Here is a 23,932-nt window from a genome sequence, read left to right as displayed (position 1 = left end):
GCCCTGGGCGTGACCGGATCGTGACCGGCGGCCGACGTGCCGGGGCCGCACCGGGCCTCCCGGCCGGATCCGCGACCCCGCGCGGATCGCGACCCGCGACAGGTGTTGCCTGAGCGGCAACCTGAGCGACGGCGCAGCCTCAGTCGGTTCCACGGCAGAACCAGTACAGCCCGCCTCCCTACGGTTCGGGGCATGCGTGTGGTGCGATGGCCTGGTGCTCTCCTGATGTTCGTGGTGATGTCCGTGCTCGCCGGCATGCTCGTCGCCGTCGCGGTGACGCCCGCGGTCGCCGTCGCGGGTGAGGGCACCTCGGGTGCGGTCGCGTTCTTCGAGGACCTGCCGAGTTACCTCGACGTGCAGACGCCGCAGCAGGTGTCGTCGGTGTACGCGACGAAGGGCGGCAAGCAGGTCAAGATCGCGTCGTTCTACGCCGAGAACCGGACGAACGTCGCGGCCGACCAGATGGCGGACACGCTCAAGCAGGCCGCCATCGACACCGAGGACCCCCGCTACTACGACGAGGGCGGCATCGACGTCCTCGGCACGCTGCGCGGAGTCGCCGCGACCGTCGTCGGCGGCGACGTCCAGGGCGGATCGAGCATCACGCAGCAGTACGTCAAGAACGTCCTCGTGCAGCAGTGCGAGGAGCTCACCGGCAAGGACCAGGCCGCCACGGCGAAGAAGGTGGAGGCCTGCTACGAGGACGCAGCCGGCGTCACCCCGCAGCGGAAGCTGCAGGAGATGCGGTACGCGATCGCGGTGAACAAGAAGTACTCGAAGGACGACATCCTGACCGGGTACCTGAACATCGTCGGGCTCGGCGGTCGGGTGTACGGCGCCGAGGCCGGTGCCGAGTACTACTTCGGCGTGCACGCGAAGGACCTGTCGCTCGTGCAGTCGGCCACGCTCGTGGCGATCCTCAACAACCCCTCGAACCTGCGCATCGACGTGCCCGGTGACAAGGCGAACGGGCAGGCGAACGGCTACGCGCTCACCAAGGAACGACGCGACTACGTCCTCCGCCGCATGCAGGCGCACGGGTCGATCACGAAGGCCGAGATGACGAAGGCCATCGCGACCCCGGTCACGCCGAAGATCACCGAGACCGCGAACGGCTGCTCGACCGCGGCGACGAACTACGACGCCGGCTACTTCTGCGACTACGTCCGCGACCAGGTGCTGCAGGACCCGGCGTTCGGCAAGACCGCCGCGGCGCGCATCGCGACGCTCGACACCAAGGGCCTGCAGATCCACACCTCGCTCGACCTCGACCTGCAGGGCCAGGCGCAGACCGCACTGTCGACCTACGTGCCGGCCACGATGGCCGGCGTCGACGTCGGCGGCTCCAACGTCACCGTCGAGCCCGGCACCGGACGCATCATGTCGATGGTGCAGAACACGTCGTACACGCAGGGCGACAACGCCGCAGCGGGGTCGACCGCGGTGGACTACAGCGCGGACTCCGGCTACGGCAACTCCGGCGGGTTCCAGACCGGCTCCACCTACAAGGTGTTCACCCTGGCCGAGTGGCTCGCGACCGGCCACACCCTGTCCGAATCGGTGTCGACCACCGAGCACACGTTCCAGAACTCGGAGTTCACGAACTCCTGCCAGAACGTCAGCGGCGGGACGTGGCCGGTCGCGAACGCCGAGTCCGTGCCGGCGTCGATGACCGTGCAGGCCGCCACCGTCGAGTCGATCAACACCGCCTTCGGCGCGATGGGCAAGCAGCTCGACCTCTGCAAGATCGCGCAGCTCGCACAGTCGATGGGGATCCACCGCGCCGACGGCGGTGCCCTCGGGCAGACCCCCTCGTCGATCCTCGGCGTCAACGAGCTGTCGCCGATCGACCTGGCCGAGGCCTACGCCGGCTTCGCGAACGGCGGCGTCGTCTGCACGCCGACCGCGATCGACTCGGTCACCGAGTCGGACGGCACGAAGATCACCCCGACGCCGTCGTCCTGCACGCAGGGGGTCTCGGCGGACGTCGCCGGCACCGTCGACTACGCGCTGCAGGGCGTGCTGTCGGGCTCCGGCACCGCCGCGAGTGCGAACCCCGGCGACAGCGTGCCGAAGTTCGCGAAGACCGGCACCACCGACGGCGACGTGCAGAACTGGCTCGTCGCGTCGTCGACGAAGTACACGAACGCCACCTGGATCGGGAACGTGCAGGGGAGCGTGAGCCTGGCGAACTGGCCGTTCCTGCAGGGCACCACCGGGTACAGCGCGAAGTTCGGGGTCGGGAAGTCGATGATGGCGTACCTGGACCAGACGGTCGGCGGGAACGCCCTGCCCACGCCGAGCCAGGCGATGATCGGGCAGGCGAGCCACTCGTCGCAGTCGTCGCAGTCGCAGTCCTCGGCGTCGTCGGGATCCGGTCCGTCGCAGGCCGACCAGTCGACGCCGACCACGCCGACGCAGACCGCTGCACCCGCTGCACCTGCGGCGCCGGCAGCACCGGCAGCACCGGCGGCACCCGCCGCCACGGCGGCTCCGGCAGCGGGCGACCAGAACGGGAAGTGACGGCTCGGGTCCACGCCGCCTGGAGGCCCGTCACCGGTCCGCCGGACCGGTGACGGGCCTCCAGGCAGCCGTCCACAGCCGCGCCTGCGTGATCGACCGCAGCCAATAGACTGTCGGACGTCCACGAACCGATCGACGGAGCACCATGCCTGACATCACGAGCGAGCAGGTCGCGCACCTGGCGAACCTCGCACGTATCGCACTCACGCCCGACGAGATCGAGAAGCTGACCGGGGAGCTGTCGCACATCGTCGAGAGCGTCGCCAAGGTCGCCGAGGTCGCGACCGACGACGTCCCGCTGACGAGCCACCCCGTGCCGCTCGGCAACGTCACCCGACCCGACGTCGTCGGCCAGACGCTGACGCAGGAGCAGGCGCTCTCCGGAGCGCCGGACTCCGACGGCGAACGGTTCCGAGTGACCGCCATCCTGGGAGAAGAACAGTGACCGACATCACGCGGATGAGCGCCGCGGCGCTCGCCGACGCCCTCGTGGCGCGCGACGTCTCGAGCGTCGAGGCCACGCAGGCCCACCTCGACCGCATCGCCGCCGTCGACGGCGACGTGCACGCCTTCCTGCACGTCAACCAGAACGCCATCGCCGTCGCGAAGTCGATCGACTCGCGTCGCTCGGCCGGCGACGACCTCGGGCCCCTCGCCGGTGTCCCGATCGCGATCAAGGACGTCCTGTGCACGCAGGACATGCCGACCACCTCGGGCTCGAAGATCCTCGAAGGGTGGATGCCGCCGTACGACGCCACCCCGGTCGCGAAGCTCCGCGCCGCCGGCCTCGTGCCGCTCGGCAAGACCAACATGGACGAGTTCGCGATGGGCTCGACCACCGAGTTCTCGGCGTACGGACCGACCCACAACCCGTGGGACCTCGACCGCATCCCCGGCGGGTCCGGCGGTGGCTCGGCCGCTGCCGTCGCCGCGCACGAGGCACCCATCGCCCTCGGCTCCGACACCGGTGGCTCGATCCGTCAGCCCGGCGCCGTCACCGGCACCGTCGGTGTGAAGCCGACCTACGGCGGGGTCAGCCGCTACGGCGCGATCGCCCTGGCGTCCAGCCTCGACCAGATCGGCCCGGTCGCCCGCACCGTCCTCGACGCCGCGCTCCTGCACGACGTCATCGGCGGGCACGACCCGCGCGACTCCACCTCGATCCCCGACGCCTGGCCCTCGATGGCCGCCGCCGCCCGCGAAGGACTGCAGGCGGACACGCTGCGCGGCCTGCGCGTCGGCGTGGTGAAGGAGCTCGCCGGTGGCGACGGCTTCCAGGCCGGGGTCACCCAGCGCTTCCAGGAGACCGTCGCGCTGCTCGAGTCGGCCGGTGCGGTCGTCGTCGAGATCGACGCCCCGTCGTTCGCCTACGCGATCAGCGCCTACTACCTGATCCTGCCGGCCGAGGCCTCGTCGAACCTGGCGAAGTTCGACTCGGTGCGCTTCGGCCTGCGCGTCACGCCGGAGAACGGTGCGACGGTCGAGGACGTCATGGCCGCCACGCGCGAGGCCGGGTTCGGTCCCGAGGTGAAGCGTCGCATCATCCTCGGCACCTACGCCCTGAGCGCCGGGTACTACGACGCCTACTACGGCTCGGCGCAGAAGGTCCGCACGCTCGTGCAGCGCGACTTCCAGGCCGCGTTCGACCAGGTCGACCTGCTCATCAGCCCGTCGGCCCCGACGACCGCGTTCCCGATCGGTGAGCGCATCGACGACCCGCTCGCGATGTACCTCAACGACCTCACCACGATCCCGGCGAACCTGGCGGGCGTGCCCGGCATGAGCATCCCGAACGGCCTCGCACCCGAGGACGGCCTGCCCGTCGGCGTCCAGCTGATGGCCCCGCAGCGCGAGGACGCCCGCTTGTACCGCTACGGTGCGGCACTCGAGCGTCTGCTCGAACAGCAGTGGGGAGCCCCGCTCATCGACCGGATCCCGGACCTCGACCAGAGTCAGCAGTCGGCTGCGCAGGAAGGTGTGATCTGATGGCGCAGAAGGACGCGCTCATGGACTTCGACGAGGCGCTGGAGCGCTACGAGCCGGTGCTCGGCTTCGAGGTGCACGTCGAACTCGCGACGAAGACCAAGATGTTCTCGGACGCGCCGAACTTCTTCGGTGGCGAGCCGAACACGAACGTGACGCCGGTCGACCTCGGGCTGCCCGGGTCGCTGCCCGTCGTCAACGCGCAGGCCGTCCGGTACTCGATCCAGCTCGGCCTCGCGCTCGGCTGCTCGATCGCCGAGTCGTCGCGGTTCGCCCGGAAGAACTACTTCTACCCGGACAACCCGAAGAACTACCAGGTCTCGCAGTTCGACGAGCCCATCGCGTTCGAGGGCGAGGTCGAGGTCGAGCTGGCCGACGGCACGATCTTCAACATCCCGATCGAACGCGCCCACATGGAAGAGGACGCCGGCAAGCTGACGCACGTCGGTGGTGCCACCGGCCGCATCCAGGGTGCCGAGTACTCGCTCGTCGACTACAACCGCGCCGGTGTGCCGCTCGTCGAGATCGTCACGAAGCCGATCTTCGGTGCCGAGCACCGTGCCCCCGAGCTCGGTGCCGCGTACGTGCAGGTCATCCGCGACCTCGTGCGTGCACTCGGTGTCTCCGAGGCCCGCATGGAGCGCGGCAACCTTCGCTGCGACGCCAACATCTCGCTGCGCCCCCGCGGCCAGGAGAAGCTCGGCACCCGCACCGAGACGAAGAACGTCAACTCGTTCCGTGCCGTCGAGCGTGCGATCCGCTACGAGATCCAGCGCCAGGCCGCGATCCTGGCCGACGGCGGCTCGATCACGCAGGAGACCCGTCACTGGCACGAGGACACCGGCCGCACCTCGGCCGGCCGTCCGAAGTCGGATGCCGACGACTACCGCTACTTCCCCGAGCCCGACCTGCTGCCGGTCGTGCCGGACCCCGCGGTCGTCGAGGAGCTCCGTGCGTCCCTGCCCGAGGCCCCGGTGGCTCGCCGCCGTCGCCTGAAGGGCGACTGGGGCTTCGCCGACCTGGAGTTCCAGGACGTCGTGAACGGTGGGTTGCTCGACCAGGTCGAGGGCACCGTCGCCGCCGGAGCCGCGCCGCAGGCGGCCCGCAAGTGGTGGACCGGCGAGATCAGCCGTGTCGCGAACGCGCAGGACGCCGAGCCCGGCGACCTCGTGTCGCCGCAGCACGTCGCCGAGGTCATCGCGCTCGTCGAGTCCGGCGACCTGACCGACCGCCTGGCACGCCAGGTGCTCGAGGGCGTCATCGCCGGCGAGGGCTCGCCGACCCAGGTCGTCGAGGCCCGCGGGCTCAAGGTCGTGTCCGACGACTCGGCGCTCACCGCCGCGGTCGACGAGGCACTCGCCGGCCAGCCGGACGTGCTCGCGAAGATCAAGGACGGCAAGGTCCAGGCCGCCGGCGCCATCATCGGTGCCGTCATGAAGGCCATGAAGGGCCAGGCGGACGCCGCCCGCGTCCGTGAGCTGGTGCTGGAGCGCGCGCAGCAGGCGTAGTCGCCGTTCCGTTCCGCGGAACCAGGTTCCGGACACAGCACCGTGGGAAACCACGGTGCTGTGTCCGTTGCGCGGTGTGGGAGAACCTGGGGACGCGTCAGCGACCCGGTGACAGGATGAGTCGTGTCCGCAACGATCCGCGCCATCGGAACCGCCGTCCCGGAGACGACGCTCGAGCAGGCTGCCGTGCGAGACCTCTTCGCTGCGCAGCCCGAACTCGGTCGTCTCGGCCGGCGGCTCGTCCCCGCAGCCTTCGACGCCTCGGCGGTCGAGCACCGGCACACCGTGCTGGCCGAACTCGACCGGAGCCGTCCAGCGGGCGCGTTCCGCGACACGGACGGCGCGCTGCACTCACCCTCCACGGGCACCCGCAACGACCGCTACCGCGAGCTCGCGCCGCCGCTCTTCGTCGAGGCTGCTCGTGACGCGCTCGACCGCGCAGACGTCGACGCGGCCTCGGTCACGCACGTCGTCACGGTGTCGTGCACCGGGTTCACGCAGCCCGGCCCGGACCTGGACATCGTGACCGAGCTCCGCCTGCGTCGTGACGTCTTCCGCCACCACATCGGGTTCATGGGGTGCTGCGCGGCGTTCCCGGCACTCCGGATCGCGGCCGCGTTCGCCGAGGCGGACCCGGGCGCCGTCGTGTTGGTCGTCTGCGCCGAGCTCTGCACCCTGCACGTCCGCGCGAGCGACGACCCGGACCAGATCGTCGCGAACAGCGTCTTCGGGGACGGTGCCGCCGCCGTCGTGGTCACCGCCGACGGCCCCGGCCTGCGCCTCGACGCGTTCGCCACCGCCGTCGTGCCCGAGAGCGCCGGCGAGATGGCGTGGAACATCGGCGACGAGGGCTTCGAGATGGTCCTGAGCACCGCCGTGCCCAAGCTCGTCGGCACGAGCGTCGCCGAAGCCGTCGCGTCGCTGCTCGACGGTCCCGCCGCCGACGTGCCGGTGTGGGCCGTGCACCCCGGTGGCCGCGCGATCCTCGACCGCACGCAGCAGGCGCTCGACCTGCCGGACACGGCGATCGCGGCGAGCCGGACGGTGCTGCGCGACCACGGGAACATGTCGAGCGCCACCGTGCTGTTCGTGCTCCGCGAGGCCCTCGACGCCGGGATCCCGGACGGTGCTGCCGTCGTGGCGCTCGCCTTCGGCCCCGGTCTCACGGTCGAGAGTGCGCGACTGACCATGGTGCGCACGTGAGCCGTCCCGACGGCGGCTCCACGGGCCTCCCGGTCCTCGACCTGCGCACGCGCGCGGTCGACCTGACCGAACTCATGGACGACCCGGACTGCGACCCGCGCGCGCTCGCGCGGACCTTCCGGCGCTTCGCGCTCGTCAACGCCCTGGTGAGCGGCTGGCGTTCGGCGTGGCGGACCCACGTCGTACCGGCCCTGCCGGTGAACGGCCGCGCCCGGGTCCTCGACCTCGGGTGCGGCGGCGGCGACCTGGCCCGTGCCGTCGTGCGGTGGGCGGCGAGCGACGGGTTCGACGTCGAGGTCGTCGGGGTCGACCCGGACCCGCGGGCGATCGACGCGGCGAACCGACGGGCACCGCGGGGTGTCACCTTCCGGCAGCAGTCGAGCGGTGACCTGGTGACGGCGGGCGAGCGGTTCGACGTCGTGGTGTCGAACCACGTCCTGCACCACCTGGGCGACGACGAGCGGAACGGGTTCCTGGCGGACTCGGAGGCGCTCGCGTCGGGTCGCAGCGTGCACTCGGACATCCGTCGGTCGCGCGAGGCCTACCGGGCGTACGCGCTGGCGTCGCCGCTGGTGTCCGCGGGGACCTTCGTCCGGATCGACGGCCTGCGGTCGATCCGCCGGTCCTTCACGCTGGCGGAGCTGCGGGACTCGTTGCCGAGCGGGTGGCGAGCGGAACGGGCATCGCCGCACCGGGTGCTGGCCGTCCGCGACGCCTGACGGTCAGGACGGCTCGGCCGCCCGGCGCAGGAGCTCGGCGTGGAGTTCGGCAGCGCCGGCGGGTCCGAGATCGAGGATCTCCGACTCGGGCACACCGAGGTCGTGGAGTGCCCGCACCAGGTACAGCGGGAGGGCGTTCGCGGGCGCCTGGTGCACGGGGCTGCCCCGGTCCGGCAGCGTGCCGTCGTCGACGCAGCGCCAGAAGGCCGGTGCATCGACCTGCAGCTGGTGGCGCAGGACGTGCGCCCACATGCGCGCACCGTAGGTCGACCGGTCGACGGGCTTCGAGATCCGGGTGCGCAGGACGCGTGCGTCCCAGAGCACGAGCTCGTAGGTGCGATGGTGCCGGACGGGCTGACCGGTGGCGCCGCGCACCAGTGTCCAGCGCTCGGTCGTGCAGAACGTGTCGTGGTGCTCGCGGTTCGGAGCAGGGTGCCTCGGGCTACTCACCGCCGCGCTCCAACCAGTCGCGCAGTTCGGCGTCCGTGGACAGCTTGACCAGCTGGACGAGCGCCCACGCGTCGTGGTGGTTCGGGGCGTGCTGGAGACGGTCTTCCCAGTCGACCGCGTACTCCCGCAGCGACAGGGCGAGGTCGTCGAGTGCGTCGTCGACGTCCGTTCCCTGGGCGACGAACGGGCGCCCCTCCATGAGGGCGACGACCGCGCCGGCCTCGCGGAAGACACTGACCCGCGGGGAGACGGTCCGGAAGAAGTAGTCGCGAAGCCGGTCGACGGGCAGCATCGCGGAGACGGCGCCGTCGCGGGCGACCGTCACGGTGCGGCCGGTCGCGGTGGCGTCGAGCATGTCCTTGAAGTGCTCGCGGGCGCGCGAGTACGTGGGGTAGTCGGCTGCGATGGGCACGAGGGCCTCCGGTGAGTACGGCACGTACGGAGCGTACGTGGTGTGCTGATCCTAGGGGAGGGGGCTGACAGATCTGTGGAGAACGCGAGGGTGACGTGTTCGGCTAGCGTCGCCGGTATGGCCCGGACCCCACTGCACCGCGTCGCGGTCCTGGTGCTCGACGGCGCGAAACCGCTCGACGTCGGGATCCCCGCGCAGGTGTTCTCGAACCGGCCGAGCATGCCCTACGAGGTGCGGGTGTGCGGCCCCCGGGCCGGTCGGATCACCGGCGGCGACGGGTTGGCCTACGCGGTCGACCACGGGCTGGAGGCACTGGACTGGGCGGAGACCGTCTTCGTGCCCGGCTACCGTCGTCCGTCGGACTCGGCGCCGCCGGCCGACGTCGTCACGGCACTCGCGCGGGCCCACGAGCGCGGCGTCCGCATCGCGGCGATCTCCACCGGGGCGTTCGCGCTCGCGGCAGCCGGGCTGCTCGACGGCCGCCGGGCGACGACGCACTGGCACTACACGCGGGTGCTCCGTGAGCGGTACCCCGAGGTGGACGTCGACGAGGACGTGCTGTTCGTCGACGCGGGCTCGGTGCTGACGAGTGCCGGCGCCGCGAGCGGGATCGACCTGTGCCTGCACATCGTCCGACAGGACCACGGTGTGGCGCTGTCGAACCACGTCGCCCGACGGCTCGTCAGCGCCCCGTACCGCAGCGGCGGCCAGGCGCAGTACGTGCCGCGGAGCGTGCCCGAACCGCTCGGCGACGTGTTCGCCGACACCCGGGAGTGGGCGCTCCGGCACCTCGCCGAGCCGCTCACGCTCGAAGCGCTCGCGCGGAACGCCACGGTGTCGACCCGGACGTTCTCACGTCGGTTCGTGGAGGACACCGGGTACACGCCGATGCAGTGGGTGCTGCGGGCGCGCGTCGACCTCGCCCGGGAGCTCCTGGAGCAGTCCGACCTCGGCGTCGACCAGGTGGCCGAACGAGCGGGCCTCGGTTCCGACGCGAACCTGCGGACGCACTTCCGGCGGATCCTCGGGACCTCGCCCACCGAGTACCGCCGGACGTTCCAGGACTGACCGCGCCGACGCGGCGGTGGTGGCGACATCCTTTCGGACGCTGGCTTCCCTGCCACTGGAGCCGTGCCTCCCGGCCCGTGAGCATGGACCACGGAACGAAAGGAACTCCACATGACCCGCATCGCCATCAACGGCTTCGGCCGCATCGGCCGCAACACGCTCCGCGCCCTGCTCGCACGGGGCGGTGACGACCTCGAGGTCGTCGCCGTGAACGACCTGACCGCCCCCGACACACTCGCGCACCTGTTCCGCTACGACTCCGCCCTCGGGCCGTTCGACGGCACCGTCGAGGTCGACGGCGACACGCTCGTCATCGACGGCCGCCGCGTCCGCGTGCTCGCATCGACGACGCCGGCGGACCTGCCCTGGGCCGAACTCGGCGTCGAGGTCGTCCTCGAGTCCACCGGACGCTTCACCGCACGCGACGCGGCAGCCGGGCACCTGACCGCCGGCGCCCGACGGGTCCTCATCAGTGCGCCGGCCACCGGAGCGGACGCCACCATCGCGTTCGGCGTGAACTCGGACACGTTCGACCCGGCCGTGCACACGGTGATCTCGAACGCGTCGTGCACGACCAACGCGCTCGCACCCCTGGCGTCGGTGCTCGACGACCTGGCGGGGATCGAACACGGGTTCATGACCACCGTGCACGCGTACACGCAGGAGCAGAACCTGCAGGACGGGCCGCACCGTGATCTGCGTCGGGCCCGCGCTGCCGGCGTGAACATCGTGCCGACGACGACCGGGGCTGCCAAGGCCATCGGGCTGGTGCTGCCCCGCCTGGAGGGCAAGCTGTCCGGTGACGCCATCCGCGTGCCGGTGCCCGTCGGGTCGATCGTCGAGCTGAACACCGTCGTGTCGCGGGACGTGACCGTGGACGAGGTGAACGAGGCATACCGCGCCGCGGCTGCCGGTCCGCTCGCCGGGGTCCTGGCGTTCACGGTGGACCCGCTCGTGTCGACGGACATCACCGGGCGGCCGGAGTCGAGCATCTTCGACTCGCTGCTCACCCGCGTCGACGAGGGCCGGCACGTGAAGGTCGTCGCCTGGTACGACAACGAGTGGGGCTTCTCGAACCGCGTGGTCGACACGCTCGGGATGCTGGCGCGGGCGTAGGCCGCGGCCGGTCGGACTGGAGGCGCGGCGCGGGCTGGCGCCGCGCCTCCGGTCCGGTCGTGGTCACGTTTCGGGCTGTGCGACAGTTCACGGGACCGGGCGGCCGTGAGCTGTCGCTGAGCGCGAAATCTCGCGGCGGGCGGGCGGGCGCGCCGCGCGCCCGCCGCGCCCGCGCCCGCGGGCGTCAGCGGATCAGCGCGGTCGTGCTCGCGAAGGCACGGGAGCGCACGGCCTCGCGGTACCGCTCGAGCGCCGCGTCGTCGGCACCGACCGACTCCAGCGCCGCCAGCCCCGCGCCGAGCACCGGGGGATCGGTCACCCAGGTCGGCACCGCTCCGGGGACCCGGGCAGCGAGCCCGTCGACGACGCCGTCCACGAGCAACGGGTGCCGAGCAGCGAGCACGCCGCCGCCGAGCACGACGGGCACCGGGTCGGCCACCGAACCTCCGAGGCCCAACCGCTCGAGCGCGACCGCGGCGAGCAGGACGATCTCCTCCGCCTGCCGCTCCACGACGCCCCGGGCCACCGCGTCGCCGGCTCCGGCCACGTCGAACAGCACCGGGCAGAGCCGGTTGAACACGCGCTGGTCCAAGCGGCCGAAGTGGATGGCCTCGGTGACCTCGCGGACGCTGCGCAGGCCCACCGCCGCCGGCACCGCGTCGACCAGCGTCGTCGCCGGGCCGCGACCGTCGTCGGCCCGTGCCGCGTGCCAGAGCGCCCGGTTGCCGAGCCACGCGCCGCCACCCCAGTCGCCGGAGACGTCCCCGATGGCCGGGAACCGTGCGGTCGTGCCGTCCGCCCGCACCGCGAGGGCGTTGATCCCGGTGCCGCACACCACGGCCGCTGCGTCGGGGGACAGGGTGCCGGCCCGCAGCAGCGCGAACAGGTCGTTGTCCAGGACGTGCGGTTCGCCGCCGTCTTCGGCCCAGTGCGCGAGGGCCGCGGTCGCCGCGACGAGCTCGTCGTGCAGGTCGAGTCCGGCCAGGTACACGTGCGTCGTCCGGATGCGCCGGTCGCCCAGCTCGCTGACGACCTGCGCGCGGACGTCGTCGAGGATCGGGCCGGCGAGGTCCCAGCCCCGCGTCTGCGGGTTCGACCCCGGACCGCGCGCGTGCCCGACGATGGTCCCGTCGAGTGCGATCGCGACGACGTCGGTCTTGCTCCCGCCGCCGTCGACGGCGAGCACGACGTCGGTCGCGTCCGGTGGGACCGGCGCGGGCGGACGGGAGGCTCGGGCCGGGCCCGCCTCGCCGGTCCGGCTCAGCCCGCCCACGTCACCTGCTCCGATCGCGCCCACGGGATGTGTTCCGCGTTCGCGGCCAAGAGCAGGTCGGTGAGCTGCTCCGCCTTGTCCACCTGCCCGACGAGCGGGTGCGCCCACATCGCACGGAGCACCCGGTCGCGGCCGCCGTGCACCGCGGCGTCGAGCGCGAGCCGCTCGTACCCGGCGACGTGCGACACGAGTCCGACCATGTCCGGGTCGAGCGGGGAGACCGGCAACGGCGTGATCGCCTGGCGGGTGACGCGTGACGGCACCTCGATGACGTGGTCGTCCGGCAGGAACGGGAACGTGCCGTCGTTCCGCACGTTCAGGACCTGCACGTCGCCCCGGTCGCCCAGGATCGAGGACAGCACGTCGATCGCCGCCTCGGAGTAGTAGGCGCCGCCGCGCTGCTCGAGTTCGGCGGGCTTCGTCACGACGGACTCGTCGGCGTACTTCGCGAGCAGGGCCCGCTCGGTCTCCATGACGGCCTCGGCACGGGTGGGCTCGTGCAGCTGCTCCTGCAGCACGATGTCGTGCGAGTAGAAGTACCGCAGGTAGTACGAGGGGATCGCGTGCTGCAGGCGGAGGAGGTCCGGGTGCATGTGCACGCTCTCCGCCGTCCGGCCGAGGGCACCGTCCGACTCGGCGAGCAGGTCCGCCATGACGTCGCGCTCGACGCCGTCCGCGCCCGTGACGTGCACGCCGCGCTCCCACGTCAGGTGGTTCAGGCCGACGTGGTCGAGCCGGACGTGGTCGGGGGCGACGCCGAACTCCTTCGCGAAGCGTCGCTGGAACCCGATCGCGACGTTGCACAGGCCGACGGCGCGGTGTCCGGCTTCGAGCAGGGCGCGGGTGACGATGCCGACGGGGTTGGTGAAGTCGACGATCCAGGCGTCCGGCTTGGCGTGCTTCCGGACGAGTTCGGCGTACTCCAGGACCACGGGCACGGTGCGGAGCGCCTTCGCGAACCCGCCCGGGCCGGTGGTCTCCTGCCCGATGCAGCACGCTTCGTGCGGCCACGTCTCGTCCTGCTGCCGGGCGGCCTGCCCGCCGATGCGGAGCTGGAACATGACGGCATCGGCGTCGGTGACCCCGGCGACGACGTCGTCGGTGACGTGGATCGTGCCGGGGTGGCCGGCGTGCGCGAACATCCGCTTGGCGACGCCGCCGACGAGTTCGCGGCGCACCGGGTCGGGGTCGACGAGCCAGAGCTCGTCGATGGGGAGCTGGTCGCGGAGCCGGGCGAAGCCGTCCACGAGTTCGGGGGTGTAGGTGGATCCGCCACCGACGACTGTGAGTTTCACTGGAGCTGCTATCCCTTCACGCCGGTGAGCGCGATGCCCTCGACGAATGCCTTCTGTGCGAAGAAGAAGATGATGACGACGGGGACCATGACGACGACGGTCATCGCCATCGTCATCGACCAGTCGGTGCCGTGCTGCCCGCGGAACGTGGCGAGCCCGTACGCCACCGGCCAGGCGGCCTGGTTCTCGGACGCGTACAGGAGCGGGCCGTAGTAGTCGTTCCACGAGTGGAAGAACATGAAGATCGCCGCCGACGCGATGCCCGGGCGGGCCATCGGGACGACCACGCGCCAGAGCACGCCCCACTCGCTGCAGCCGTCCATGCGGGCGGCGTCGCCGTACTCCTTCGGGATGGTCATGAAGAACTGGCGGAGCAGGAAGATGCTGAAGGCGTCGCCGAGCAGGTTCGGCAGGATGAGCGGCCACAGGGTGCCGGTCAGGTGCAGGTGCGACCACATCACGTAGACCGGCACCGCGGTGACCTGCGGGGGCAGGAGCATCGCGACGATGATCACCGTGAAGATCAGGTTCGCGCCCCTGAACTTGATCTGGGCGAGCGCGTAGGCCGCGGGCACCGAGCTGATGAGCATGAACGCGGTGGCGAGGACGGCGTACATCGACGAGTTGCCGAACCACTGCGTGAGCGGCAGCTCGGTGAACACCCGCGCGTAGTTCGAGAAGTCGAACGGCCGGGGCACGATCGACGCCGTGAGCGCCTGGTTGCTCGACATCAGCGAGGTCAGGATGACGAACACGATCGGGGCGATGGTCAGGACGCCGAGGGCCACCAGAGCGGCGTGCTCGGCGATCCACACCAGGGAGCGACCACGCGGCCTGCCGGTGCGGGGCGCTGGACCCCGTGGCGCCCGGGCGAGCGGGGACTGGGAGACGGCGGTCATCAGGACTCCTCCGGCCGGAACACACTGATCCGGCGCATCGTGAAGACGAGCACCACCGCGGTGATCACGAACAGGACCACGGCCATGGCGGACGCGTAGCCGAACTGGAAGTTCGCGAACCCGTGCTGGTAGAGCAGCTCGGTGTAGGTGAGCAGCGAGGTGCCCGGGTAGCCGAGCTGGGCGGCGGTCCCGCCACCGATCGTCGCCTTGCCGCTCGCGACGCCCGAGGCGACGGCCGCCTCGGTGAAGTACTGCAGCGCGGCGATCACCCCCGTCACGGCGGCGAACCCGATCACCGGGGCGATCGTCGGCAGGGTGATGTGCCGGACCTGCTGGACGCCGTTCGCACCGTCGAGCGACGCGGCCTCGTACAGGTCGCGCGGCACGTCGAGCAGTGAGGCCAGGAAGATGATCATGATGTCGCCCATCACCCAGACGCCCAGGATCACCAGCGAGGGCTTCGACCACGCCGGGTCGTTGAACCACAGCGGGCCGTCGATGCCGAAGACCCGGAGGATCTGGTTCACCGGCCCGGTGCCCGGGTTGAAGAGGAACACGAACGCCACGACGCTCGCGACCGGCGGGACCAGGGCGGGCAGGTAGAACAGCGTCCGCCAGAACCCGGTGGCCGTCTTGGCCCGGCTGAGCAGCCCGGCCACCAGGAGTCCGCACACGATCCGGACCGGCACCAGGATGACGACGAACCACAGCGTGTTCACCACCGCGGGCCCGATCTGCGGGTCCTGGGTGAACAGGAACTTGTAGTTCAGGAACCCGACGAACTCGGGCTCCTGCAGCTGGTTGTAGCGCGTGAACGAGTAGAAGATCGACGCGACGAGCGGGTAGGCGAAGAAGATCACCAGGCCCGCCAGGGCCGGCGCGAGCATCGTCAGGGCGACGAGGCGGCGCCGGGACTCTGCGGAGCGGGGCCGACGTCGCGGAGCCGTCGGGGGCACCGGACCGGACCCCGTCGGGCCCGTGGGCCGGGCGGCGCGGGCGAGCCGCGCCTCCCGGCCGGTCGTCTTGGTGGTGAGGCTCATCACGGACCAGCCAGCTGGTTCGCGTTGTCGATGTCGGAGTCCAGCTTCTTCAGCTTCGCGTCGAGGTCGCCGCCGTTCTGCTGGTAGGCCTGCCAGAACTTCGTGAAGGTGCCGATGTAGGCGGCACCGTCCGCGGTGCCCGGCGAGGTCATCGTGTCCTTGTTGCCCGCGACGTCGACGAAGGTCTTGTAGTTCTCGTCGACCTCGAGGTCGGGGGACTCCAGCGCCGAGGTGAGCGTCGGGATGTTCTTCAGACCGTTGCCCATCGTGACCTGCGCGTCGGTGTTGGTGGACAGGTACTTCAGGAGCGCCCACGACAGCTCGGGGTTCTTGGACCCCTTCGCGATGCCCGCGACGTTGCCCGCGATGTACGTCGAGCCGTAGTTGCCGAGGCCGTCCATCACCGGGGTCGGGGACGTGCCGTAGTCGAGGTCCGGCTTCTGGTCCTTGAGGAACGCCGTGCGGTACTCGCCGTCGATCTGCATGGCGACCTGACCGGTCTGGAACGCGTTGTCGGCCGCGAACTCCTGCCCGAGGCCGGACGTGAAGGCCTTGAGCTTGTCGTAGCCGATCTCGTCGACGAAGCCCTTCTGCCAGGTGATGAGCTTCTTCCACGCGTCGGACGTGCCGATCACGCTGTTGCCGTCCTTGTCGAGCCACGAGCCGTCGACCATCGGCGCCCAGTGCTCGGGGGAGTTCTCGTAGAAGTCGATGAGGGGGTTGAAGCCGAGCTGCTTGATGGAGCCGTCGGCGTTGTACGTCGTCAACTTCAGTGCGTCGGTCTTGAGTTCGTCCAGTGTCTTCGGCGGAGTCGTGATGCCCGCCTTCTCGAGCAGCGGCTTGTTGTACATCAGTGCACTGACGTCGGCGAGGGCCGGCAGGGTGCAGCGCGTGCCCTTGTACTGCGTGTACGACTGCACCGCCTTCGGGATGTCGGACAGGTCGACCTTGTCGCGCTTGATGTACCGCGACAGGTCGCGGAACGCACCCGAGGAGCAGAAGCTGCCGACGATCGCGGTCGAGTACGACAGGCCCACGTCGATGTTCTGGCCGGACGAGATGGCTTTCTGCAGCTTCTCGTCGTCCTGGCCGGCGTGGATGTCGACGGTGACGTCGGGGTTGGCCTTCTCGAAGCCCTCGACGGCGGTCTTCACGACGCCGGCTTCACGGCCGGTGAAGAAGTGCCACAGGGACACGGTGCCCTTGAGCTCCTTCGGGGCGCTCTTCTCGATCGAGTCGGCGCTGCTGCCGGAGCTGCAGCCGGCGACGACGAGGGCGCCGGCCGCGGCGACGGCGGTGGCGGTGGCGATGCGGCGGAACACCCGGCGGCGCGGGACGTTCGGTTCGGGGAGGGACAAGGCGGTACTCGCTCTCTGGTCTCGCTCCGTCGCCGTCCGTTTCCGGGCGCCGCCCGTTTCCGGGCGCCGCCCGTTTCCGGGCGCGACGAAGAGCCCTGTGACAGGGCTGGGTGATGGTGCCTCGAGTGGTGCGGGTGGAACGTTCAGGGGCGCTCGACGGGGTCCGGCGTCGGGGCATCGTCACTGATGCGCTCGAGCCGGTCCGCGAGCGCGGTGCGGACGACGTCGATGAGGACGTGCCGCGCACCGTGCAGGACAGGGGTGTCGGGGACGCCGGGCGCGACCACGGCGGTGGACCAGCGCGAGCGGGTCCGGAGCCAGGCGGTCACGGCGGCGGCCAGGGCGGGGCCACCGGCGATCCCGGTCGGGCCGTGCAGGACGACCGTCTCGGGATCGGCCACGGCGAGGGCGGGGAGCACGTTGTGCCCGACGCGCTCGCCGAGGGCGACGGTGAAGGGGTGCTGCTCGGGCAGGCCGGGCAGTTGCGGGAGCACCTGGCGCCAGTCGGCTGCGGTGCCGTCCGGTGCCGTGATCCCGTGCTCGGCGGCCAGGGCGATGATCGCGGACTCGGAGATGAGGTCCGCGACGATCGTGGCCGTCGGGTCGATGGAGCGTGCGTCGGCAGGCACGCTGAGGTAGCCGATCTCCCCCGCGGCACCGGAGGCGCCGGTGTGCAGGTGACCGTGCAGGTCGAGGGCCATGCCGAGGCCCTCGGCCATCCAGAAGAGCGCGAACGACCCGGGAGCCCGACCGGCCCCCATGTTGCGTTCGGCGATGGCGGCGAGGTTGGCGTCGTTCTCGACGACGACGTGGACGCCGAGCTCGGCGGAGAGCGTCGTGCTGACCTGCTCACGAGGCCAGCCGGGCAGTCCGTCGGTGAAGATGAGGGTATCGGTGGCGTGATCGACACTCGCCTGCACACCCACCGCGACGGCGGTGACGAGCTCGGGGTCGACACCGGCCGCGGCGGCTGCGCGGGAGATCGCTGCGGCGACGATGTCGGCGCCGGGGGAGCGCACCTCGGCCTCGGACATCCGGTGCGTGGCGACCGGGAACGTGCGACCGGCGGCGTCCACCACGGTCGACCGGACGTCGACGAGCTGGACGTCCACCGCGACACCGAGGTCGCGGTCGGTGATCGCTTCGTACACGACGGCGCTCGGCCCGCGACGCCCGGCCTGGGTGTCCGTGCCGGCCTGGCGGATGAGCGCAGCCGACTCGAGCCGGCGGATGATCTCGGCGGCGGTGGGCTTGCTGAGCCCTGTCCGCTGCGCGATCTCGTTGCGGGTGAGCGGGCCGTCGTCGAGCAGCAGCTCGAGGGCCGCACGGTCGTTCAGGACGCGCAGCAGACCGGGCTGGCCGGGGGTGCGTCCTCGTGTGGTCATGTCGAGGACTGTAACGGACAACCTTCTTTACTGAAAGGTTTGTTTACCGATTCGAAACACGCGTTCTGCTGCGCGAAACGTGCCGCCCCGACGGAGGCCCGCCGAGCGCCGGCCGGGTGCCCGCGAGCGACCGGCGCCTACGGCCGCAGCAGCACCTTGATCGCCCGACGCTCGTCCATCGCCCGGTACGCCTCGGCGGCCTCGTCGAGCGGCAGCTCCAGGTCGAACACGCGCCCGGGGTCGATCGCTCCGGACAGCACGTCGGGCAGCAGCTCCGGGATGTACTTCCGCGCCGGTGCCATCCCGCCCGCGACGGCGATGTTCGTGTCGAAGAGGTAGCGCGTCCCGATCGTCGGCACGCCGTGCGGGACCCCGACGAAGCCGAGGTTGCCGCCCGCGCGCACCGAGTGCAGCGCCTGGTCCATGCTCTCCTCGGTGCCCACGGCCTCCACCGCGCAGTCGGCCAGGTCGCCGCCGAGCAGCTCGCGGATCGCCGCGACGCCCTCCTCGCCGCGCTCGGACACGATGTCCGTCGCGCCGAACTCGCGTGCCAGTGCCTGGCGATCGGCGTGCCGGCTCATGGCGATGATGCGCTCGGCACCGAGTCGCTTCGACGCGAGCACCGCGGACAGGCCGACCGCGCCGTCGCCGACCACGACGACGGTCTTGCCCGGACCGACCGCCGCCGACACCGCGGCGTGGTGCCCGGTGGAGAAGACGTCGGACAGGGTCAGCAGCGACGGCACGAGCGCCGGGTCGACGGGGCCGGGCACCGCGACCAGCGTCGCGGACGCATCCGGGATGCGGACGTACTCGGCCTGCGCGCCGCCGACCGGGTCGCCGTACGCGTCCTTCCCGCCGAAGCCGGACAGGTGGTCGCAGCCGCTGGTCATCCCGTGGCGGCAGGCCTGGCAGGTGCCGTCGTTCATGGTGAAGGGGGAGATCACGAAGTCGCCCTCGTGCAGGTCGGTGACCGCGTCGCCGACGGCGACGACCTCGCCGACGAGTTCGTGCCCGATCGGCCGGGGCTCCTTCGTCTTCGTGACGCCGCGGTACGGCCACAGGTCCGAGCCGCACACGCACGCGGCGACGACCTTGACGACGACGTCCTTCGGCGTGATCAGGTCGGGCTGGTCGCGGTCCTCGACACGGATGTCGTTTGGGGCGTGGATGATCGCTGCGCGCACGGGAGGCCTTCCGTCGAGATGGTGGGTGTCGGCGCGGTCGACGTCGTCCGGGCCGACGTCGACAGTACCCTCGTGCGGGTGGACGACGACCGGTACGGCGGGGACGTGCTCTCGGGAGACTGGCGCTCCCGCGGGGTGAAGAAGGTGCGGCAGGTGCCGCTCGAACGCGACATGGTGCTCGAGGACCCGGACTCCGGGTGGGCCGGCGCCGTCGTCGGGCTCGAGGCGGGCAACATCGCGCTCGAGGACTGGAAGGGCCGCACCCGTTCCTTCCCCTTCACCGGGCAGTTCCTGCTCGAGGGCGAGCTCGTCACACTGGGCCGCCCGCAGGCGCCGGTCGGCCGGTCTGCCGCAGCTGCTGCCGGCTCGCCGGGTTCGCTGGGTTCCGTTCACTCGGACTGGAGGCCCGGGGCCGCGCCCGCCGTGCGGCAGGCGTCCGACGGTGGTCGCCTCCGCACCGCGTCCGGATCGTTCGCGGTGGAGTCGCAGCGTGCCCGGGTGGCCCTGCCCTCCCGCATCATGGTCGAGGGCAAGCACGACGCCGAGCTCGTCGAGAAAGTCTGGGGAACCGACCTTCGCGTCGAGGGTGTCGTCGTCGAGGAGCTCTCCGGCGTCGACAACCTCGCTGACGTCCTCGACGAGTTCCAGCCGACCCGTGACCGTCGCGTCGGCGTGCTCGTCGACCACCTGGTGCCAGGGTCGAAGGAGTCCCGCTTCGCCGACGCCGTCCTGCGCGGCAAGTGGGGCGCGCACGTCCTCGTCGTCGGGCACCCGTTCGTCGACGTCTGGCAGTCCGTGAAACCCGCACGCGTCGGACTGCAGGCCTGGCCGACGATCCCGCGGTCGATCGAGTGGAAGAAGGGGATCTGCCAGGCGCTCGGGTGGCCGAACGCCGAGCAGGCCGACATCGCGCGGGCGTGGCAGCGGATCCTCGGGCAGGTGCGCACCTTCGCCGACCTCGAGCCGCAGCTGCTCGGCCGTGTCGAGGAGCTCATCGACTTCGTGACGGAACCGAAGGCCTGAGAACCCGGCCGTTCTGGGCAGGCGCGCGGAATGAGCGGGTGATCCGCGCCTCCGCTCCGTATCGTTGAGGGATGGACGGCATCGACGGACGCGTGCGCAGCGCTGTCGACGTCTGGCTGCGCTGGCTGCCGCGCTGGCAGATCGGCACCGCCCGCCCGCGCACCCGCATCTGCCGGAAGTGCACCGGATCCCCGATCGCGAGTGCCGCCGGCTTCGGGCAGGACGTCCCGCACGCCGTCCAGCACGCGCTCATCGGCCGGATCTCGACCATCGTCGAGGACGCCGTCGACGACTACACCGCCAAGAACCTGCCGCTGCTGCAGCGCGAGCTCGAGCGTGCGGCGGCGCGGAAGCGGCACGCCGGCTACCAACCGGCGGAGGGGCTGTCGCCCGAGTTCCAGGGCCTCGACGTCGATCCCGAGCCCTCGCCGGGTTCGCCGTTCCTCTTCACGCTCGGGGAGCTGGCGGGGACGGGCGCGGGGGAGCAGACACCACGGGAGCCGCTGTCCGACGAGGCGAAGGCGGCACTCCGGCACGAGATCGAGCTGTCCGACGAGTGCGCTCGCTCGACCGGGACGGCGGTGTGCCTGGCCCTCATCGACCACCGGCCGCGCATCGCCGAGGCGGTGGAGCGCCTGGTCGAACCGCAGATCGAGGCGCTCGTGTCCGACATGTTCCGAGGGTTCGACGGTCCGGACGAGGGTCCGCGCAGCGGGCTGTTCTGACGGCGACGCGCGCGGGCGCGGGCTTCGCCCGGTGCGAGGTTGACCACGCCGTGCGCGCTTGTTGCGCTGCACCGAGTGGTCAACCTCGCACCGTGCGCGGTCCGTCGGTCAGCGGGGGAGCAGCGTGCGACCGGGCACGACGGTGCCCCGGAGTGAGCGGTGCTCGACGGCACGCGTCGGGTCGTCGATCCGGCCGATCACGAGGTCGATCGCCTCGCGGCCGATGCGTTCGATCGGCTGCTCGAGCGTCGTGAACCCGATCCAGTCGCTCGCGAGGGGGTACACGCCGTCGAACCCGGTGACCGACAGGTCGTGCGGGACCCGGACACCGCGGCGGGCGAGCGCCTCGCACACGTCGAGCATGAGCCGGTCCGTCGGACACATCACCGCGGTCACGTCCGACTCGTGCATCGCGTCGACCAGGTCGGCGGCGAGGTCGTCGGGCGGTCGCACGAAGCTGGCGTCGATGTCGATGACCCGGACACCACGCGCTCGGAGCCGTTCGACCATCGCCGTCGAGCGGGCGTGCTGCGTGATCGCGTTGTCGAGTGGGACGGTGAGAACGGCGACCGTGCCGTGGCCGGCGTCGGCGACGGCGTCGGCGATGGTCGCGCCACCGTCCACCTCGTCGCAGTACACGCTGGACAGTGCCGGGTGGAGTTCGGGCCGACCGGCGACCACGGTGGCGATCCGCGGGGCGAACTCGGCGATGTCGGCCGACGGCATCAAGCCGCTGCAGACCACGAGGCCGTCCACCCGCATCGACACGAGTGCGGCGAGTGCGGACTTCTCGTCCTCGACACGGCCGACACCCGTGGTGGTGACGACGCGGTAGCCGAGCTCCGATGCGCGGCGCTCCATCACGGCGTGCAGTGCGGTGTAGACCATCGACGACGCATCGCGGACGAGCATCCCGATGGTGTGCGTCCGACCGCTGACGAGCCCGCGTGCCATGGCGTTGGCGACGTACCCGAGCTCGGCTGCGGCGCGCTCGACCCGCTCACGGGTCTCGTCGGAGAACCGTCCGGTGCCGGAGAGGACCCGACTCACGGCCGACTTCGAGACGCCTGCTCGTGCGGCGACGTCGAGGATGGTCGGCTGGGACCCGCGGCTGCCGTTCACGCGGCTGCCGTTCACGCCTCGGTCGCGGCGGCGTCCTGCCGGGACCGCGACGCGGTGAAGCGCAGCACCCCGCGGGCGATCGCGCGCCAACCGAGCAGGAACACCCCGAGCACGATCGTGGCGACGATGACGAAGGAGATCGGCAGCGGGTTGCCGTCGACGTCGCCCTGACCCGTGGCGACGCGGATCGCCATGCCGACGAACACCGTGAGGATCCAGACGACGACGCCGGTCGGCCAGAAGCGCAGCGGGCGGGCCCAGGCTCCGCTCGTCACGTACCCGATCGCCCAGCCCGCCAGGAACGGGTAGACGGTGGTCCAGATCCCCAGTGCGGTGTTGCCCTCGCCGTGGGAGGAGCGGCCGATGAGCGCGAAGACGACGATGAGGACGACGTCGATGACGGCTGCGAGCCAACCCCAGGTGCGTGTGTTCACCCGGACAGTCTCGCAGCCCGGACGGCTCCGGCCTCTCCACAGGCGGGCGTCGCCCTCGTCTTGTCCACAGATCCGCCGCCGTCCCGACGGCTCCCGTTCCCCGACCATCACCATCGTCGGGGTGAACCGTCAGATCGCCCTCGCCCCACTTCCCGCCGTCACCGTCCTCCGGACCTCGGCGCACCATCCAGCCGAGTCCGAGGTGATCAGGAGGCGGGCGGACGCGCAGGAGCTCGTCCGCATCGGGCGAGGGAAGTTCGTCGACGCTGCCGCTTGGGCAGCCCTCCGGCCAGCGGAACAGCACCTGGTCCGCGTCGGTGCGTCCGCCGATCGCATCGGACCCGACCAGGTCGTCTCACACGTCTCGGCGGCGGTCGTACTCGGTGTGCCGACGGTGTCGCCGCCGCCCGATCGAGTGCACGTGACCTCGGTCGGGAGTGATCGGCGGACCACGAATGCTTCCTTCGTCGTCCACGCCGACCTCGACCCGGTACCAGACCCGAACCGGATCAGCACGCCGGAAGGCCTGCAGCTGAGCGGACCTGTGCGGATCGCTGCCGACGTGGCCCTCACGCTCCCGTTCATCGACGCCGTCGTGGCGCTTGACGACCTGCTCCGTCGGGGTCTTCCCCGAGCAGCCGTGCGCGACACGATCGCGCGACGTGGCCCCAAGGGGCGCCGTCGCGCGCTCCGTGCGGTGGACTTCGCCGACTCCGCGTCGGACTCGCCGGGTGAGTCGATCGCGCGCACCCGGTTCGATCAGTTCGGCACGGAGGAGCCCGTCCTGCAGCACCGTTTCCGGTCGTCCGGGCAACCGGACATCGTGGTGGACTTCTGGTTCCCCTCGGCCGGCGTCGTGGTCGAGTTCGACGGCGAGGTGAAGTACCGGGACCCGACGATGCGGAACGGGCGTTCGGCGGAGGACGTGGTCATCGCCGAGAAGTACCGGGAGGACCGGCTGCGGTCCATGCCCGGCGTCCGGCACGTCGTGCGGTTGCGATGGGCTGATCTCTGGGACGAGGCGACGTTGCGCGCGAAGCTGCGGCGGGCAGGCGTTCGGATGCGACGCTGACCGCGCCGTGCGAAGTTCGCCACTCGGTGCGAGGTTGTTGCGGCGCACGGGGTGATCAACCTCGCACCAGAGCAGGCGCTGCGCCGGCCGCGGCCCCCGGAGTTCACCCGGCGGCGACGCCCGCGGCACCCGGCGTT

General features: G+C 71.4%; 22 protein-coding genes. 11 read left to right on the top strand and 11 right to left on the bottom strand.

The genetic code is table 11. The features are described from left to right. Positions 1–192: 192 nt before the first annotated feature. From EDF28_RS15705 to EDF28_RS15680, 6 genes are all read left to right on the top strand, one after another. Positions 193–2,523: a transglycosylase domain-containing protein gene (locus EDF28_RS15705; protein ID WP_123938931.1), complete on the top strand. Its 2,331-nt coding sequence runs from the start codon at positions 193–195 to the stop codon at positions 2,521–2,523. Between the two features lie 145 nt (positions 2,524–2,668). Next, positions 2,669–2,968, top strand: a complete 300-nt coding sequence (gatC, locus tag EDF28_RS15700; protein ID WP_111085021.1) for an Asp-tRNA(Asn)/Glu-tRNA(Gln) amidotransferase subunit GatC — start codon at positions 2,669–2,671, stop codon at positions 2,966–2,968. Continuing rightward, complete coding sequence (gatA, locus tag EDF28_RS15695; protein WP_111085022.1) at positions 2,965–4,509, top strand: Asp-tRNA(Asn)/Glu-tRNA(Gln) amidotransferase subunit GatA; 1,545 nt, start codon at positions 2,965–2,967, stop codon at positions 4,507–4,509. The genes gatC and gatA overlap by 4 nt, the downstream gene beginning before the upstream one ends. Continuing rightward, entirely contained in the window at positions 4,509–6,014 is a 1,506-nt protein-coding gene (gene gatB / locus EDF28_RS15690) for an Asp-tRNA(Asn)/Glu-tRNA(Gln) amidotransferase subunit GatB (protein WP_123938930.1), read from the top strand. Before gatA ends, gatB begins: the two co-directional genes overlap by 1 nt. A gap of 123 nt (positions 6,015–6,137) precedes the next feature. Beyond that, entirely contained in the window at positions 6,138–7,217 is a 1,080-nt protein-coding gene (locus tag EDF28_RS15685; RefSeq protein WP_123938929.1) for a type III polyketide synthase, read from the top strand. Beyond that, a complete protein-coding gene (locus tag EDF28_RS15680; RefSeq protein WP_123938928.1) occupies positions 7,214–7,936 on the top strand; it encodes a methyltransferase domain-containing protein in 723 nt (240 codons plus the stop codon). The genes EDF28_RS15685 and EDF28_RS15680 overlap by 4 nt, the downstream gene beginning before the upstream one ends. A gap of 3 nt (positions 7,937–7,939) precedes the next feature. Here the strand turns inward: EDF28_RS15680 and EDF28_RS15675 are convergent, their stop codons facing one another. Further along, entirely contained in the window at positions 7,940–8,386 is a 447-nt protein-coding gene (locus EDF28_RS15675) for a cytotoxic translational repressor of toxin-antitoxin stability system (protein ID WP_185094268.1), read from the bottom strand. Continuing rightward, positions 8,379–8,822 carry a prevent-host-death protein gene (locus EDF28_RS15670; protein WP_123294062.1) on the bottom strand — a complete coding sequence of 148 codons (444 nt, stop codon included), beginning with the start codon at positions 8,820–8,822 and terminating at the stop codon, positions 8,379–8,381. The genes EDF28_RS15675 and EDF28_RS15670 overlap by 8 nt, the downstream gene beginning before the upstream one ends. A 93-nt stretch (positions 8,823–8,915) precedes the next feature. Between EDF28_RS15670 and EDF28_RS15665 the strand changes: the two genes are divergently transcribed. Then, a complete protein-coding gene (locus tag EDF28_RS15665; RefSeq protein WP_123938927.1) occupies positions 8,916–9,866 on the top strand; it encodes a GlxA family transcriptional regulator in 951 nt (316 codons plus the stop codon). Between the two features lie 111 nt (positions 9,867–9,977). Next, complete coding sequence (gene gap, locus EDF28_RS15660; protein WP_123938926.1) at positions 9,978–10,982, top strand: type I glyceraldehyde-3-phosphate dehydrogenase; 1,005 nt, start codon at positions 9,978–9,980, stop codon at positions 10,980–10,982. A gap of 184 nt (positions 10,983–11,166) precedes the next feature. Here the strand turns inward: gap and EDF28_RS15655 are convergent, their stop codons facing one another. The 7 genes from EDF28_RS15655 to EDF28_RS15625 all read right to left on the bottom strand — a co-directional run bounded on the left by EDF28_RS15655 (position 11,167) and on the right by EDF28_RS15625 (position 19,419). After that, positions 11,167–12,255, bottom strand: a complete 1,089-nt coding sequence (locus EDF28_RS15655; protein WP_260155048.1) for an N-acetylglucosamine kinase — start codon at positions 12,253–12,255, stop codon at positions 11,167–11,169. Next, on the bottom strand, positions 12,243–13,550 hold the full coding sequence (locus tag EDF28_RS15650) for a 6-phospho-beta-glucosidase (RefSeq protein WP_123340745.1): 1,308 nt from the start codon (positions 13,548–13,550) through the stop codon (positions 12,243–12,245). The genes EDF28_RS15655 and EDF28_RS15650 overlap by 13 nt, the downstream gene beginning before the upstream one ends. A gap of 8 nt (positions 13,551–13,558) precedes the next feature. Beyond that, the gene (locus EDF28_RS15645) at positions 13,559–14,449 is read right to left on the bottom strand and encodes a carbohydrate ABC transporter permease (RefSeq protein ID WP_123938925.1); all 891 of its coding nucleotides are present in this window, start codon (positions 14,447–14,449) and stop codon (positions 13,559–13,561) included. Then, positions 14,449–15,489 carry a carbohydrate ABC transporter permease gene (locus EDF28_RS15640; protein WP_207913218.1) on the bottom strand — a complete coding sequence of 347 codons (1,041 nt, stop codon included), beginning with the start codon at positions 15,487–15,489 and terminating at the stop codon, positions 14,449–14,451. The genes EDF28_RS15645 and EDF28_RS15640 overlap by 1 nt, the downstream gene beginning before the upstream one ends. Beyond that, positions 15,489–16,847: an extracellular solute-binding protein gene (locus tag EDF28_RS15635; protein ID WP_260155047.1), complete on the bottom strand. Its 1,359-nt coding sequence runs from the start codon at positions 16,845–16,847 to the stop codon at positions 15,489–15,491. The genes EDF28_RS15640 and EDF28_RS15635 overlap by 1 nt, the downstream gene beginning before the upstream one ends. Positions 16,848–16,990: 143 nt before the next feature. Continuing rightward, positions 16,991–18,232: an ROK family transcriptional regulator gene (locus EDF28_RS15630; protein ID WP_123938924.1), complete on the bottom strand. Its 1,242-nt coding sequence runs from the start codon at positions 18,230–18,232 to the stop codon at positions 16,991–16,993. Positions 18,233–18,369: 137 nt separating this feature from the next. Next, positions 18,370–19,419 (bottom strand): alcohol dehydrogenase catalytic domain-containing protein, encoded by a 1,050-nt coding sequence (locus EDF28_RS15625; RefSeq protein WP_123938923.1) that lies wholly within the window; start codon positions 19,417–19,419, stop codon positions 18,370–18,372. A gap of 78 nt (positions 19,420–19,497) precedes the next feature. Here EDF28_RS15625 and EDF28_RS15620 point away from each other — a divergent pair, with 78 nt between their 5' ends. After that, positions 19,498–20,442 carry a DUF3097 domain-containing protein gene (locus EDF28_RS15620; protein WP_123938922.1) on the top strand — a complete coding sequence of 315 codons (945 nt, stop codon included), beginning with the start codon at positions 19,498–19,500 and terminating at the stop codon, positions 20,440–20,442. A gap of 71 nt (positions 20,443–20,513) precedes the next feature. Next, entirely contained in the window at positions 20,514–21,167 is a 654-nt protein-coding gene (locus EDF28_RS15615; RefSeq protein WP_123294054.1) for a spermidine/putrescine ABC transporter substrate-binding protein, read from the top strand. A 108-nt stretch (positions 21,168–21,275) separates the two neighbouring features. On the opposite strand, the gene EDF28_RS19445 is transcribed toward EDF28_RS15615, so the two are convergent. Both EDF28_RS19445 and EDF28_RS19440 read right to left on the bottom strand, forming a co-directional pair. After that, complete coding sequence (locus EDF28_RS19445) at positions 21,276–22,289, bottom strand: LacI family DNA-binding transcriptional regulator (RefSeq protein WP_194673589.1); 1,014 nt, start codon at positions 22,287–22,289, stop codon at positions 21,276–21,278. Between the two features lie 11 nt (positions 22,290–22,300). Beyond that, entirely contained in the window at positions 22,301–22,723 is a 423-nt protein-coding gene (locus EDF28_RS19440; protein ID WP_235035981.1) for a DUF3054 domain-containing protein, read from the bottom strand. 121 nt (positions 22,724–22,844) lie between these two features. Between EDF28_RS19440 and EDF28_RS15605 the strand changes: the two genes are divergently transcribed. Beyond that, the gene (locus EDF28_RS15605; RefSeq protein ID WP_123938920.1) at positions 22,845–23,795 is read left to right on the top strand and encodes a hypothetical protein; all 951 of its coding nucleotides are present in this window, start codon (positions 22,845–22,847) and stop codon (positions 23,793–23,795) included. Positions 23,796–23,932: the final 137 nt, after the last annotated feature.

It is taken from the genome of Curtobacterium sp. PhB137, from assembly GCF_003814955.1.
Lineage (GTDB): Bacteria > Actinomycetota > Actinomycetes > Actinomycetales > Microbacteriaceae > Curtobacterium.
Note: the sequence above shows the minus strand (reverse complement) of the source record. Positions and strands in the feature narration are given on the sequence as shown.